The sequence below is a fragment of the Rhodopirellula islandica genome (genome assembly GCF_001027925.1).
In the GTDB taxonomy this organism is placed as follows: domain Bacteria; phylum Planctomycetota; class Planctomycetia; order Pirellulales; family Pirellulaceae; genus Rhodopirellula; species Rhodopirellula islandica.
Window position 1 is genome coordinate 258,882 of the sequence record NZ_LECT01000028.1, and the last position, 14,803, is coordinate 273,684.

Annotated in this window: 12 protein-coding genes; 5 read left to right on the plus strand and 7 right to left on the minus strand. The window is 56.9% G+C overall.

Annotated features, from left to right (window positions below; all coding sequences use genetic code 11):
* Both rplT and rpmI read right to left on the minus strand, forming a co-directional pair.
* Positions 1-357: a 50S ribosomal protein L20 gene (gene rplT / locus RISK_RS14665; protein WP_047815031.1), complete on the minus strand. Its 357-nt coding sequence runs from the start codon at positions 355-357 to the stop codon at positions 1-3.
* A gap of 158 nt (positions 358-515) precedes the next feature.
* Entirely contained in the window at positions 516-722 is a 207-nt protein-coding gene (gene rpmI, locus RISK_RS14670; RefSeq protein ID WP_047815032.1) for a 50S ribosomal protein L35, read from the minus strand.
* A gap of 506 nt (positions 723-1,228) precedes the next feature.
* Here rpmI and RISK_RS14675 point away from each other — a divergent pair.
* On the plus strand, positions 1,229-2,269 hold the full coding sequence (locus RISK_RS14675; RefSeq protein WP_047815033.1) for a PQQ-binding-like beta-propeller repeat protein: 1,041 nt from the start codon (positions 1,229-1,231) through the stop codon (positions 2,267-2,269).
* A gap of 102 nt (positions 2,270-2,371) precedes the next feature.
* Here the strand turns inward: RISK_RS14675 and RISK_RS14680 are convergent, their stop codons facing one another.
* Entirely contained in the window at positions 2,372-2,815 is a 444-nt protein-coding gene (locus RISK_RS14680) for a response regulator (protein WP_047815034.1), read from the minus strand.
* Between the two features lie 722 nt (positions 2,816-3,537).
* On the opposite strand from RISK_RS14680, the gene RISK_RS14685 reads away from it, so the two are divergent.
* Both RISK_RS14685 and feoB read left to right on the plus strand, forming a co-directional pair.
* A complete protein-coding gene (locus RISK_RS14685; protein WP_047815035.1) occupies positions 3,538-3,768 on the plus strand; it encodes a FeoA family protein in 231 nt (76 codons plus the stop codon).
* Entirely contained in the window at positions 3,765-5,780 is a 2,016-nt protein-coding gene (gene feoB / locus RISK_RS14690) for a ferrous iron transporter B (RefSeq protein ID WP_047815036.1), read from the plus strand. The genes RISK_RS14685 and feoB overlap by 4 nt, the downstream gene beginning before the upstream one ends.
* Positions 5,781-6,187: 407 nt before the next feature.
* Here feoB and RISK_RS14695 read toward each other — a convergent pair whose 3' ends face one another.
* The 4 genes from RISK_RS14695 to RISK_RS14710 all read right to left on the minus strand — a co-directional run bounded on the left by RISK_RS14695 (position 6,188) and on the right by RISK_RS14710 (position 11,354).
* A complete protein-coding gene (locus tag RISK_RS14695) occupies positions 6,188-7,705 on the minus strand; it encodes an MlaD family protein (RefSeq protein WP_047815037.1) in 1,518 nt (505 codons plus the stop codon).
* Positions 7,706-7,708: 3 nt separating this feature from the next.
* Positions 7,709-8,593, minus strand: a complete 885-nt coding sequence (locus RISK_RS14700) for an ABC transporter ATP-binding protein (protein WP_047815038.1) — start codon at positions 8,591-8,593, stop codon at positions 7,709-7,711.
* A complete protein-coding gene (locus tag RISK_RS14705; RefSeq protein WP_047815039.1) occupies positions 8,593-9,483 on the minus strand; it encodes an MlaE family ABC transporter permease in 891 nt (296 codons plus the stop codon). Before RISK_RS14705 ends, RISK_RS14700 begins: the two co-directional genes overlap by 1 nt.
* Before the next feature lie 845 nt (positions 9,484-10,328).
* Complete coding sequence (locus RISK_RS14710) at positions 10,329-11,354, minus strand: acyl-CoA desaturase (protein ID WP_236696316.1); 1,026 nt, start codon at positions 11,352-11,354, stop codon at positions 10,329-10,331.
* A 363-nt stretch (positions 11,355-11,717) separates the two neighbouring features.
* Between RISK_RS14710 and RISK_RS14715 the strand changes: the two genes are divergently transcribed.
* Both RISK_RS14715 and RISK_RS14720 read left to right on the plus strand, forming a co-directional pair.
* A complete protein-coding gene (locus tag RISK_RS14715) occupies positions 11,718-13,127 on the plus strand; it encodes a THUMP domain-containing class I SAM-dependent RNA methyltransferase (protein ID WP_047815040.1) in 1,410 nt (469 codons plus the stop codon).
* Between the two features lie 186 nt (positions 13,128-13,313).
* Positions 13,314-14,762: a hypothetical protein gene (locus RISK_RS14720; protein WP_236696317.1), complete on the plus strand. Its 1,449-nt coding sequence runs from the start codon at positions 13,314-13,316 to the stop codon at positions 14,760-14,762.
* The last annotated feature ends 41 nt before the right edge of the window (positions 14,763-14,803 follow it).

Sequence of the window (14,803 nt, forward strand, 5' to 3'; positions counted from 1 at the left end):
TTAAGCAGCCAGAGTCTCTTTGACCTTGTCGCAAACTTGCTTGAAGCCGGCAGCGTCATGAATCGCCATTTCCGACAACGATTTGCGATCGAGTTGAATCTCGGCTTTGTTCAGGCCGTGAATGAACTCACTGTAGCGCAACCCATGTTGCTTGACGGCAGCGTTGATCCGAATGATCCACAGCTTGCGGAATTCACGTTTGCGGACGCGACGATCGCGGAATGCGAACGCGCCCGAACGGAGCAGGGTCTCTTTGACGGTACGCGTCAGATTCCCGCGGCCACCGCGAAAACCTTTGGCTCGTTTGAACAGACGCTTCTTGGATTGCCGGCGAGCGGCACCTTTGGTCGTACGCATCGAATTGAATTCCTAAATGCTGGGGTGATCTTTCGGGTCGTCCTGATTCAGGCCCCGGCAGAAAGAAAGGTCAACGCGACCGCTCGATCTCCGAAGTTCCGCCCAACCAGGTGGCCGTAGGATTCCGTGGTGGAAAATGAAGTGAAAGTCCGGTCGAATCAGTAACTGTGGCCGTTCAGAGCTGCGTGAATGGTCGGTTCCATGCACACGGCGACGGAGGTGGTTCCACGCAAGTTACGACGACGCTTTTTGCTCAAACCCTTGGCCAAGTGGCTTGTACCGCTTTGACGGTGCATTGCCTTGCCGGTGGCCGACAGGCGGAACCGTTTCTTGGTCCCTTTGTGCGTTTTGATTTTGTTTCCCATGAGGGCATCAACACTGGTTGGATGGTGATTTTCGAAAAACGAAGCGGGGAAGCATATCGGATTGTCTTGGAAGCTGCTAGGGCGACCCCCCGGTTTCTGCCCGGTTGCCCCGGTTTCAGTGCAGTTGTCCGTGTGGAAATGACCGCACCCTCCACAACTGGCCTGTTGATTCACTCGAGTTCACAACCCGACGCGTGAGGATTCAATCAACAGGCCGCAACGCGACGGGCTGTTCGGGCAAAGATCGGCAGAACCGACCGAATTGCTGCACAAAAGTGTTCTCCGACGGCAGTAATACCTGTCTGATTCCCCGCAGAACACGTCCGGCCCGCAATAAAAGTCGCGAAACCCTCAGTTTTCTTGCCATGCCAGATTTGGGCAGTCCTGCAATCCGATCATTGCGTGAATCTGTTCCCTCGCGGCCTCCCCGGCGGCAGATTCGTCTATCATCGGACGCGATCGCTAAGATCCCTTCCCAAATCCCCTCCCCGCAGAAGCAAGTCCCCATGATTCAGAGACTCCAAGCTTGGATCGGCTCATCCAGCGCGACGACCGCGTCATCCCAATTGCGAACCACCCGCCGAGCAATCTTGCCGGTCATCGCCGCAACGCTGATTGGTTTTGCGATGCAAACCAGCCCGGTGTCGGCCGAGGAAACGACCGCTCAGCACCGGGTGTTGTTGCACGGCAAAAAAGGCTTGGTCGTCGTTGAACCCGACGGTTCGACTGGATGGCAAATGGACTGGGGCGGCATTCACGATCTACATCTGCTTCCCAACGGTCACATCCTGACTCGCCAAGGCCCGGCAACCGTCGTCGAAATCGATCCGAGCACGAAAGAAGTGGTGCGGAGCTACGATTGTGGCAAAGAGGGAGGCAACGAGGGCAAACGAATCGAAATCCACGCGTTTGAACCACTTCCCAACGGCAACCTGATGATCGCCGAATCCGGCGCCCAGCGATTGATCGAAGTCAACCGCGATGGAGACATCGTCCACAAGATTGCACTCCAAGTGGAGCACCCCCACGCACACACTGACACCCGCTTGGTGCGACGACTTAAATCAGGCAATTACCTGGTCGCCCATGAAGCCGATGGCAAGGCTCGCGAATACAACCCTGACGGCGACGTGGTCTGGGAATACGAAGTGCCGATGTTCGGCAAGCAAGAAGCTGGTGGCCACGGCCCCGAAGCGTTTGGCAACCGCCTGTTCACCGCCTTGCGGATGGACAACGGCAACACGCTGATCGCGTCCGGAAATGGGCACAGTGTCCTCGAAGTCACACCGGACAAGAAAATCGTTTGGGAAATCCACCAAAACGATCTCCCAGGAATCCGCCTGGCCTGGGTCACCACCCTGCAAATCCTTGAGAATGGCAACTACGTGATCGGCAACTGTCATGCAGGGCCCGGGCAACCGATCCTGATTGAACTGGAACCTTCCACCAAGCAAGTCGTCTGGCAACTCGATCGCTTCCAAGACTTCGGAAACAACGTTTCCAACTCGGTTGTCATCGACGAAGCCCAACTTGATTGGCTGGACTGAACGGACGACTCGACATCGCGAACGAAAGCGAACACCTCAAACCACCGACTCCTTGCTAGAAGAGGCGTCAGGTACGGGCGGTCGCTCCAGCGAACAATTGCATCAGGGAATCACAACAATTCGCCAGTAAGAACGCATCAGGTCGTGAAGGTTCCGACAGGCATCGCCAACGCGAGACTTCAAGATGTACCCCGCGACGTTCTTCTTGTACGCGGCGACCAAATCCACCTCGTGATCGGACGTGGTCAACACAAACACAACGGTCGAATTGAGTTCCGGGTCTCGCCGAATCTCTTCGAGAAACTCCACGCCAGTCATGATTGGCATGTTGAGATCTAAAAAAACAATCCGCTGCGGCCCCACCGTCTTGGTTGGATGCTCGCCTCGCAAAATGTCCAATGCGACTTGACCATTTTCGGCCACCGTCAGTGGATTTGGAACCTCATTCTTTTTGATACCGCGTTCAAACGCCATCACATCGATTTCGTTGTCCTCGACAAGCAAGATGTGAACCTCGTCTAAACTCGAAACCGTCGTATGCGACATATCAATCAACCCGGCGTAAGAAAAGAGCTCGCACAATGAAGAAAATCATGAAAAGTCGAAGAACGTCTTGGTCAGACGCACATTGCGAGCAGGTTGGCTAGCGTATCGAATCTGCTTCCTTCAACGAAACGCTCAAACCGAACTGCTCAATCACCCCCATGGACTTCGAGTGTTTCCTTCTCCGGTCTCGCTCCATGAATTTGCGTGATCGAGGACCAATGGGCCACGACGGCAATGATCTTCCCCGCGAAATACACGCAGCGAGACGCACAAAAATCCACCGCCAAATCCCTTTCTCTTCCCGCCATCAATTGTACACCACCCGGTGCCCCTCCCACTCTCCGAGGTCGTGCGGCCTCTGGATACCGTTTTCCAGCGGATTTTCGCGGGATGCCCCTCTCCCGAATCGAGCCAGGCTGCGCGCAGAGAACTGCGTGCAGAGGACAGTTTGAAGGGAGCTCGATGAGAACCACGCAAAGAGACAAGCGAGGTAAAAACGACGCGTCAGAGCCACCAATCGAGACAAAGCCCTCAGCAACATCCCGCAGCGACACCGTCAACCAGCGTCTTCGAATCCGGCAGAGCAGCTCGTTCGGGGGGCCAGCCAGCGGAGCACCACCGAAAAATATAAGCGCAATCGGTGGACCGTCCCTCTACCCATGCGGGCTCCGAAGATCTAAAGTGAACGCAATCGAGAATCGTTCTCATTTACAGGTGATGCTTTGATAGCCGAACTCGCTCTGGATCGTTGTGGATCCAACTGTGCCGAAATCATTCGATTGGACCTGCCGGAGAACTGCGCGTCACGTTTGAAAGCGTTGGGTCTGTTTGAAGGTCAATTGGTCCAGCTGTCTCGCCGAGGCAACCCGCTGATCCTGAAAGCCGCTGGAAGCCGGATTGCCGTCGCCGGAGAGATCGCTCAGCAGATCTTCGTGCGGGCCACCGACGGATGAACGTTTCACCGGTTGCGAGTTGCAACTCTTCGGAAGATTCATCCCCCAAACAGCTTTGCCAAGCTCGTGTGGTTGCCATGGTTGGCAACCCGAATGTCGGCAAAACGTCGCTGTTCAACCGACTGACCAATCTGCTTGCGAAGACGTCCAACTTTGCCGGCACCACCGTGGACCGTCGAACTGGCACCGTGGATTTGGAGGAAGGTCAGTCCTGCACGCTGGTCGACTTGCCTGGGTTGTACTCCCTGACGGCGTCGTCTCCCGAAGAACAAATCGCACGAGCGTTCATCACCGGCGAATCCGAGTGCCCTCCCGAGGGCGTGTTGGTCGTGGTCGACGCGACCAACCTTCAACGCAGCCTTGCCGTTGCCCGCGAGGCCATCCAGTGCGGACGCCCGACACTGGTTGTGGTCAACATGATCGAACTGGCGCGGAAAAGCGGCGTTGATGTCGACTTGGAGATCCTCTCTCAAAAACTCGGCTGCCCGGTCATTGGCGTTTCTGCTCGCACCGGAGAAGGCCTCCCCCAACTCAAGGCGAGCCTTCGTCAATTACTCCAACCACGTAAAATGGTTGTGTTGGGGGCTGACGCCCAAACGACCGAACTGGAATGCGGAGCTTGCGGAGCCTGTCCGTTTGCAGACGGTCACCGCTGGGCATCCACCCTGGCTCGCGAAAGCACCCGAACCGGTTACGTTGCCTCGGACGAATGGACGGACCGAGTCGACCAATTGACCACGCACCGCTTTCTCGGCCCGGTGATTTTTGTCGCCGTGATGGTCACCGCCTTCGCATCCGTGTTCTATCTCGCTCAATACCCGATGGAATGGCTCGATGCCACCTTCGGCTTGATCACCGAAACAGTGGGAGGCTGGCTGCCCGAAGGTGACCTCAACAGCCTGGTCACCGACGGGATCTTGGCAGGCATTGGCGGCGTGGTGATCTTCTTGCCGCAGATCTGCATTCTGTTTTTCATGCTGGCCATCCTCGAAGATTCAGGTTACCTCTCACGTGCCGTGGTGGTGATCGACCGATGGATGCGACGCGTCGGTTTACCCGGCCAAGCGTTTGTCCCGCTGCTGGCCGCTCATGCGTGCGCCATCCCAGCGATCATGTCGACCAAGGTCATCGAAAATCGGCGAGACCGATTGGCGGCCATCATGGTCATCCCGCTGATGACCTGCTCGGCCCGCTTGCCCGTGTACACGATGGTCGCTGCGTTGCTGTTTCCATCCAGCCCATGGTTGGCAGCGTTGCTTTTTGCGTCGGCCTACGCACTCGGCATGGTGGCCGCCTTCTTCGTCGCATGGATTCTCAAGAAATCGATTCTGCCGGGCGAAGCCGCCCCGCTGATTCTGGACTTGCCGCCATACAGAACTCCCTCGCTCAGCAATGCCCTTCGCCATGCCTACGAACGGGGCTGGGGATTCCTGCGAGACGCTGGCGTCGTGATCCTGGCGATCAGCATTGGCATTTGGGTGCTGTCAACGTATCCCAAACTGCCTGAAGAACGCTTTGCCGAACAGATTCAGACAGCCGGTCTGGACGCCGAAACCCTGGATGAATCGGACCTTGAAAACCGTCGCGCTCTGGCGTCGCAAGAATACGCCGTCATCGGGCGAATGGGTAAAATTGTGCAGCCCGTCTTTGCCCCGCTGGGATTTGACTGGAAGACCAGCGTCGGTGTGATGACGAGTTTCGCTGCTCGCGAAGTGGTCGTTTCGACACTCAGCATCTTGTATGGACTGGGACCTGAACCCGAAGACGAATCGTCGCTGCACGCTCGCCTGATGTCGGCCACCGACGCGGACGGGAACCGTGTTTTCACGCCCGCAACCTGCGTCAGTTTGCTCGTATTTTTCGTGCTCGCAATGCAGTGCCTGCCCACGCAAGCGGTCACGAAAAAGGAAACAGGATCCTGGGGATGGGCCGCGTTCCAATTCGGCTACATGACCGTCTTGGCCTACGTTGCCGCCTTGATCGCCTACCAGACGATCTCGCGCTTCACGTAGGCCACTGTCTCTGATACTTCCTCTTCGAGCGGAACGGCCCAAGCCGCCCGGTGCGTGATCCCAAAGGGCATCACCGTCGCGGAAGTCGTCAAGACTTTCGGGGTCTCGTCGAACAAATCGAAACTCTTGACGAGTTTCGCTACTCTCGAATCAGCTGCCGCCTTGATCGCCTACCAGACGATCTCACGCTTCACGTAGGCCACTGCCCCTGATACTTCCTCTTCGAGCGGAACGGCCCAAGCCGCCCGGTGCGTGATCCCAAAGGGCATCACCGTCGCGGAAGTCGTCAAGACTTTCGGGGTCTCGTCGAACAAATCGAAACTCTTGACGAGTTTCGCTACTCTCGAATCAGCTGCCGAACCACTCCTTCTCAGGTGCTGAGTGAGTCCAGCGACACCGGTTTTGAATCACTTCAGCCCCATTCCACTCGGCCGATTCGTGATTGCACCCCGGACGCCCAACTGCCTTGGGTCGCGAGCGATCTTGTCCGAGAACACACGAACGTCATCCAGGATTGGTCGCAATCTCGCGGAGGCGGCTTCGATGTTCTGAACCGTTCGCTGGACCTGGTAAAACAACTCATCGTCTTCCAGCAAGCGCCGAACTGTTCCGTCACTGCTGTTGAGGGTCCGACCAAACGTGTCCAACTGCACCAACGCGTTGTCAACGTTGGCCAAGCTCACCAGCACCGCTTCAATCAGCTCGGCGCCACGCTCACCCAGAGGTTCAGTGAAGGCTTCGATGTTCTGGGCGGTGCCTTCGAAACTCTTGGCCGTGCTGCGGACGCTCTCCAATGTCGACTGCAACTCAGCCGCAGTCTGCGAAACCGCGTCTTCCGCGACAATCCCAACCTGTTCGAACTGACCACCGACTTCGCGGAACGTCTCAAAGGTGTCGCGAGCGTCTTCGAGTGTCACCTTCACCTCATCCAACACACCCGGCAAACGGTCGACCGTGTCGCTGACATTTTGCTGAATTCGGGGATCGCCGATGATCGACCGGATATCTCGCACCAAGAACCCGAACTCCTTGACCGCCTGGGAAGCCTCCCCTGCCAACTGCGTGATGGTGGGTGGTGTCTGCAATCCAGACTGGCCCGGCACAGGCGTCCCCAGCTGCGTGCCGAACCCAGGGGGCGGCGTGAATCCCTGGGGAGGCGTGCTTTGCGGAGGGAACGTCTGCTGCATCGCCACAGTCTGAACCACGTTGTTGGAAGCATTCCCCGGAACACTTGTTTGGCTCACCAAGGCGATCGGCCGCGCCCATGCTGGTGCAGGTGCCATCGATTGCGGGAAACCTCCCATCGGAACAGACGGAGTCGTTGCGGGAGCCGCTGGGCTGATTCCGATCACACCGCGAACGTCACGAACCAACCCTTTGATATCACTGCCGATGTCTTGGATTGCATCGCCCGCTCCTCGAACGCTTCGGAAGGTCGAGACGAGCTCATCTTCCATTCCAAAAATCAAGTTGAACGGATCCTCCCGCTTACTTCCGTAACGGTATGTTTCGTCATCGGTGTAAAGCTGATTGATCATGTCTTCGTTGTTCGCAAACAACTGAGCCAATTCTCGGCGATCGGCTTTCCGAAACTCCAGCTTCGAATCGCCGGTGATCAACGAACCGATCCCGATCTGTGGAATGTATTCGTGTGTCATCCGAATGCTCTCATCCATCGACAAGGTCAGCATCACGCCGCCTTTCTCTTGCAGCTGAATGTCATCCACGCGTCCGATTTTGACGCCGTCGCGATACACCGCCGCATTGACGTTGATCCCGTCGGCGGACGGGAAATAAACATTCAGCGTGTACTCGCGATTTAGAATCGCGGGAAACGCACCGAACAAAAACGTGAGGATCACCGCGATTCCAATCGCTGCGATCACGAGCACGCCCACACCAAAACGAAGTTTGCTGTCATCCATGGTTCAAGCCATCCCCTGAGTCATTTCGCGGATGCGATCCCCCGCTTCCCCCCGTACAAACTGACGAACTCGCCGGTCTTCGGCGTGCTCGAGTTGGCTGGGTGGAGCGTCGAATAGGATTTGAGATTGGTCGGCATCAAGCCGACGTCGCGGATAAAACATCATCACTCGGTCAGCCACTTTTCGTGCGGTGTGCATGTCGTGCGTGACCACGATGCTGGTCACCGGGTACATCCGCCGTGTATGCAGAATCAATTCGTTGATCACATCACTCATGATCGGATCCAGCCCAGTGGTTGGTTCGTCGTAGACCACCAATTCAGGACGCAGCACCAACGCGCGAGCCAACCCCACCCGTTTCTGCATGCCTCCTGAGAGTTCGGCTGGCCGCTTGTAGATCACCTCTTCTGGCAATCCCACTTCGCTGATGTGCTGGCGGACCCGGTCGTTGATCTCAGCTTCGTCCGTGCCCTCTTCGTTCTGCCGGATCGGGAACGCAACGTTGTCAAAGATACTCATGCTGTCGAACAACGCGGCGTGCTGAAACACAAATCCGAATCGCCGCCGAATCACTGCCAGCTCCGCTGGGTTGAGAAGCGACAAGTCTTCGCCATCGAACAGCACCCGACCGACAGTTGGCTGCACCAAGGCAACGATCGTCTTCATGAACACCGTTTTGCCGCAGCCACTCTCGCCGATCACAGCAACGGTTTGACCACGTTCAATCTGGCAACTGATGTCCTTCAAGACCGCTTGGCCATCGAAGGACACTTCCAGGTTTTCGACTTCCACCAAAGGAGGCTCCTTCACCGCAACCGCTGATTCCTCAGCCTGCGTTTGGGAAGCTTCTTGGTCGAATGGATCGATAGGAGGGTTGGGATCGCTCACTAGAACAGACTCGTGCCTTCCGGGTAGAAACTGAAATACACCCAGTCCAAAACGATGTTCAGGAACAGGTCGATCGCGAGGATCATCACAAACGAATACACAAAGGCTTCCGTGGCAGCTTTGCCAACGCCTTCGGCGCCGGGTTGGCAATTGAAACCGCGGTAGCAACTGATGATTGCAATCACGCCACCAAAGAATATGCTTTTGAAGATCCCGTTGAACAAATCAAACGCAACGACGCCTTCGCGTGAGTGATGCAAGTAGGCCGCTCGGTCGATTCCAAGAATGATCACACTGTAGAAGTACCCACCCACGATGCCCATGAAGTCCGCGACAATGGTCAGCGCGGGAATCAACAGCAGGCAGGCCATGAACCGCGGCACCACCAAGTAGTGGATCGGGTCAGCGCCCATGGTGGTCAACGCATCGATTTGTTCCGTCACTCGCATCGTGCCCAAGACCGCTGCCATCGCACCACCGACTCGGCCGGCCAACATCGTCGCTGCCAGAACCGGCCCCAACTCGCGGACCAAAGAGGTGTTGATCACCACTCCCAAGTGCGTTTCCAAACCAATGGTGTGGAATTGGTAGTAGCTCTGAACGGCCAACACCATCCCGATGAAGGAACCGGTCAATGCCACCACCGGCAGACTCAGCACGCCCACCTGGTAAAAGTTGACCAGCACCGTGTCGCGGCGCGGCATCCGTGTGAACATCCAGACAAACATTTGCCAGGTGAACATGGCCAAGTCACCGACCGCAGTCACCCCACCCACCACCGCGGTTCCCCACTGCATGATCCATCGCCGCATCGGGGTATCGATTGGCAGCTCCGGCTTCGCGGTTTGAACGCGAAGAACGGATTCGGTCGTGGACTGTTGCTCCGACATAGCGACGAAGACAAACCCATGGTTGAATGACGTGAAGACACCTCGCGTCAGGTCGGCTCGCCAGACATTTCCGGCGCACCGATCGCGCGAACATCGTCTTTATCGGCCAGGCAAACACTGCGGATCAGTCAAACTGCGACGTGAAGTCAAACTTTGCCGGCAACTGCAAAATGACTGGGGCGAGGACAGACGAACGCTGGACCGCGAAATGTTTGGTGTTGTGGAGCGTATTCGTTTGCGCAAGTTTTCATCCCGGTAGGGATGTCAGATGGTAGCCGTCGGTAAGCGATAGCGCCACCGATGGACACGCCCCCCACGCCGCCACTCTCCATCCCGCCGTGGCCATTGGCCACGGCGGGATGGAGAGTTTTATGGGAGTTCGTTTTCCGGGGGTACGCTGCTACGCAGCAACCCCCGGCTACCATCTGAAATCCCTACCGGGATGAAAAACGACAGAAGCCGGAAGAAAAATTGCTTTCGTTACCAGAACGCCAATAGCAAACATTTCGCAGCCCAGCGTTAGCCGGACAGTGAAAACCTGAGAGACGACACCGTTCTGGACTGCGAAAGTTCTGTTCCTCGACTTCGCCCCAACGGGGCGGTCCTAGTGGTCTGTCACAGCTAAAAGTTAGGGTTGATCGTAGTGGACGAGGCCACGAGTCCTTGGATTTGACGCCAGTTCAGGACTCGTGGCCTCGTCCACTACCCTAAAAACAAGTCCTGACAGACCACGAGCGCATTTTGGGACTCTTTGTTAGGGCTGCCCCGTTGGGGCGTGGGACAGAACCAAAACCAACGACGCTTCCCAAAACGGATCCCATGCCGAATGACTCCTGCCGACCTGCTTAGCTTTCAGCTCCGCTCTTTCGCACGTGGCGAGGGCGGATGATGTGGGTTGCCAAACCGAGGGCTCCGAACAACCGGATCATGTAGTAGTTGGGGTCGATTTCCCACCAGCGATGTTGAACCGACGCGCTCGCCGGATCCGCGTGATGGTTGTTGTGCCAACCTTCGCCCGCGGTCAGCAAGCTGACAAACCAATTGTTGCGACTGTCGTCCGTCGTTTGGTAGTTCCGGTATCCAAACACGTGCGTGAACGAATTGACCGACCACGTGATGTGCCAAACCCAAACGGTTCGTGCGATCACTCCCCAAACAAATACGCTGGCCGCCATCTGATAGGCGTCTGCATTGTTGCCGTAAACGAGCATTGAGATCCCGACGGCCAACAACGCATACACAAACGCGTGAGCGAGATAGAACATTCCCGCTGGGCTGGGCAGTTTTTCAATCCATCGGTAATAGGGGTCCGACAGAATATCGCGGGCATACTTTTCGTACATCGAAAAAGTCGCCATGCGTGTCCGACTTTCGTGAACCAGCCATCGCACGTGGGCCCACACGAAACTGATTCGCGGCGAGTGGGGATCTTCCGCGTGATCCGAATGACTGTGGTGCATGCGATGCCAAGCCACCCAGTGCGCCGGCGTTTCTTGAGCCGTGCACATGGCCAATGTCACCAGCGTCCGCTCAAACCATTTGGGTGACCGAAAACTACGATGCGAAAGCATCCGGTGGTAACCGATTGGAATCGCCAATTGCCCGAAGACAACTACTCCAATCACAAACGCGGCGACGCCGGCCCAAGAAAAGAAATAGGGAAGCAGCACCAACAGCGTCAGCAAATGCAGGGTCACGAAAAAGATCGTGTAATCCCAGCGAATCGAGCGTTTGGTTGGATCGCTGTAGGTTCCCGCCTGGGCAGGAGAGCTCGCCGAGGCAAGACTCTGAGACTCGGTTGGCGTCTGCCAATCAGCCTCTGAATCGCTCTGGCCCGGATTGGTTGGGATGGTTGCCGCCTCAGTCGTCATTCTGATACCTGGGGTAGTTTCACGGCTCGTGCTTGGACTCGATCGGCTGCAGCCGTGTTTCCGATCGTCCCGCAGCATATCGTATCGAAGGTGAATGGGAAGAACGATTCGCCGCCACCCCGGACCGCTTCAAGGCGAATGGGCGCATCGCGAGGGTCAGACAAAGTTTCCGGCTGAGATCAAGCAAGGACCAGGCCTGTCGAAACCTGATAACCACCGCGAAACAGAGTGATTCCCAAACAACCGTGCGTCCAAATGGACGACCAATCGACTATGGTGTCCCTCGTCCACGCAGTCAAAAACCATGTCCAATTTGACGACATCAACAGCTCTGAACCACACTTCGTCCACGTCTGACCACTGATGGAAAAGAAACCAAGCGAATCGATCGCTTCCTCCCCCGCAACCGCCCCCCAGCCATTTGACTTGATTGTCCCCTGCGCGTTTGGCTTGGAAGCGATCGTCAAACGGGAATTGAAAGGACTGGGCATCGAGGCCACCATCAGTGATTCCGGACGCGTTTCGTTCCGAGGCACACCCGAGATGGTTTGCCAAGCCAATCTCTGGCTCCGAACGGCCGACCGGATTCTGATCCGCGTCGCGGAATTCCCTGCCGCTGATTTTGATGCTTTGTTCGAAACAACCCGTCAGATCAACTGGGGAAAGCTGCTGCCCGCCGACGCTGCGTTTCCGGTCACAGGCCGCTCCATCAAGTCGACGTTGACCAGCGTTCCAGCCTGCCAGCGAAGCGTGAAGCGAGCCATCGTTGATGCGATGATGCGAGACCACCGGACCAGTGAATTGCCCGAAACCGGACCGCTCTACAAAGTCGACGTGGCGATCGTGAAAGACGTCGCCACATTGACGATCGACACAACCGGCCGCAGCCTGCACCGCCGGGGATACCGAACTCACATCTCCTCAGCCCCCCTGAAAGAAACCTTGGCTTCCGCAATGGTCTTGCTAAGCTACTGGAGATCCGGTCGCCCTCTGATCGACCCGTTCTGTGGCAGCGGCACAATTCCAATTGAAGCGGCCCGGATCGGTCGCAACCTAGCACCTGGACTCGAGCGAGAATTTGCTTGCCAAGCCTGGCCCAATTTCTCCGCCGAACTCTGGTCCGACACCCGCTCCACGGCGGCCAACCAAAGCTTGCCGCCGCTGGAAGAAAAGCTGTTGGGCAGCGACATCGATGGTCGTGTCCTGACCGCTGCCCGAGACAACGCGATTCGCGCCGGTGTCCAAGATGACATTCATTTCCAAGCCATGCCGGTTCACGAAATCAGCAGCAGCAAACGCTTCGGCTGCGTGATCACCAACCCGCCCTACGGCCAACGCATCGGATCCGGCCATTCGTCTCGCTTCGATGCCGCCGATCATGGCGACCCAGACAGCGAGGGACCTGAAGATTGGGAACTCGACGAGTTGTACGAATCGTTGCCCCAGATCTTTGAGAAGCTGCCCACCTGGTCGAAGTACATCTTGACCGCGTACTCAAACTTGGAACGGGCGATGGGTCGTTCCGCGAATCGCCGTCGGAAACTTTACAACGGCCGTATTGAATGCACGTACTACCAATACCAAGGCCCCAAACCCTACGCGAGCGACCGCCCAGCCACCGAGAAATCTCCGGCACCTGCTCAGCCGATCACACGCGAACCAACCACAAGTGAGCCCTCCGTTCGCGAGACCAACACCAGCAAACACGCCGCACCAGAACCGGCCAAACCAAAACCCAAATCACCTTGGCCAAAATCTCCACCGAACTCGTGAACGTTGACCTGGCATCGACGAGCGGACCAACCTCGTTCGGCCTATCATGGACTGATTGCTCAATGCCATTGGCAAATTGCGACTTCAAGATTGAAAGGCACGATGATGCAACGGATGACACTCTCGATACAACCGTGTTGCGAAAGCAAATCCGCGACCAAGCCCTCATTTGCGAAGTTCGGGACGATGACCTTGGCATGGTTTGCATTGTCCATCTGTGTGACTGGCGTTGCGATGGCAGCCGACACGGACAAAGTGTTTCGCGCCGGTGCGGTTGCGATCGACATCACGCCGGAAACATTCCCCGTCAGCTCCTCGGGCAGCATGACGCACCGAACGGCCAAGCAAGCACACGACCCTTTGCACGCTCGTTGTCTGGTGCTGAACGACGGTGAGACAAGCATCGCGTTGGTCACCTGTGACAGTTGCATGATCCCGCGTGAGATCTACGACTCCGCCAAACAGATGGCCGCCGAAGCCACCGGCATCGCAACCGACCACATCCTCTGCTCCGCAACCCACACGCACACGGCGGTCTCGGTCGCGCCGACCTTTCAAAGCTTGGTCGAGCAAGACTACCTCCCGTTTCTCACCAAACGAATCGCTGAAGGAATCGTCCAAGCCCATGCGCAATTGGAACCGGCACGCATCGGTTGGGCAATCGGAAACAATCCCAACCAAGTCTTCAATCGTCGTTGGTTCCTGCGTCCAGGAGTCGAAATCAATGACCCATTTGATTTGGGAACCGATCGAGTGCGAGTGAACCCGAGTGCGAACAGTCCCACGCTGTTGCAGCCGGCTGGTCCAGTCGACCCGGAGGTTCCTGTGCTCGCCGTCCAAGCCCTCGATGGTCGACCGATTGCGATGTGGGCGAATTATTCGCTGCACTACGTCGGCGGTGTTCCTCCCGAATCGCTTTCCGCTGATTACTTTGGTGAGTTTGCTCGCCAATTCACGAACATGATCGATGCAGGGGAAAGCGAGCCACCCTTCGTTGCCACGATGACCAACGGCACCAGTGGAAACATCAACAACATCAACTTCTTCGAAGGCCGCGACCACCAACAACCTTTCGAACAGATCCGGTTGGTCGCCAACGATGTGGCGGCTTCCGCACGTGTCGCCTACCAGCGCATTCAATTCGAAGACTGGGTGCCGCTGGCGATGCGAGAAACCGAGATCGAACTCGGCGTGCGTCGCCCCACTGCCGATGAGGTCGCTCGTGCAGAACAGTTGATCGCCGAGTCCAGTCCGGGCCCCTGGAGTGACCGCCGCTTGATCTACGCGGGAGAAACTCTGGAGCTCGCTGAGTACCTGCCGACCGTGAAAGTGAAACTGCAAGCGATTCGAATCGGCGAGCTCGCCATCGTCAGCAGCCCCTGCGAAACGTTTGTGGAAACCGGACTGGCAATCAAACAGTCCAGCCCCTTCAAGCCGACGTTCACAATCGAACTCGCCAATGGCTACAACGGGTACCTGCCCCCTCCCGATCAACATGCCTTGGGCGGATACGAAACTTGGCGAGCCAAGTCGAGTTACCTCGCGGTCGATGCGGAACCCCAAATCCGGGAAACCCTATTGAACCTGCTCGATGATTTGAAGCAGTCGCCACCAGTTTCCCCTGCCCGACGATGAGTTCCAGAATCCGGTCGACAAGAATTCCGTTGATCGGGGCA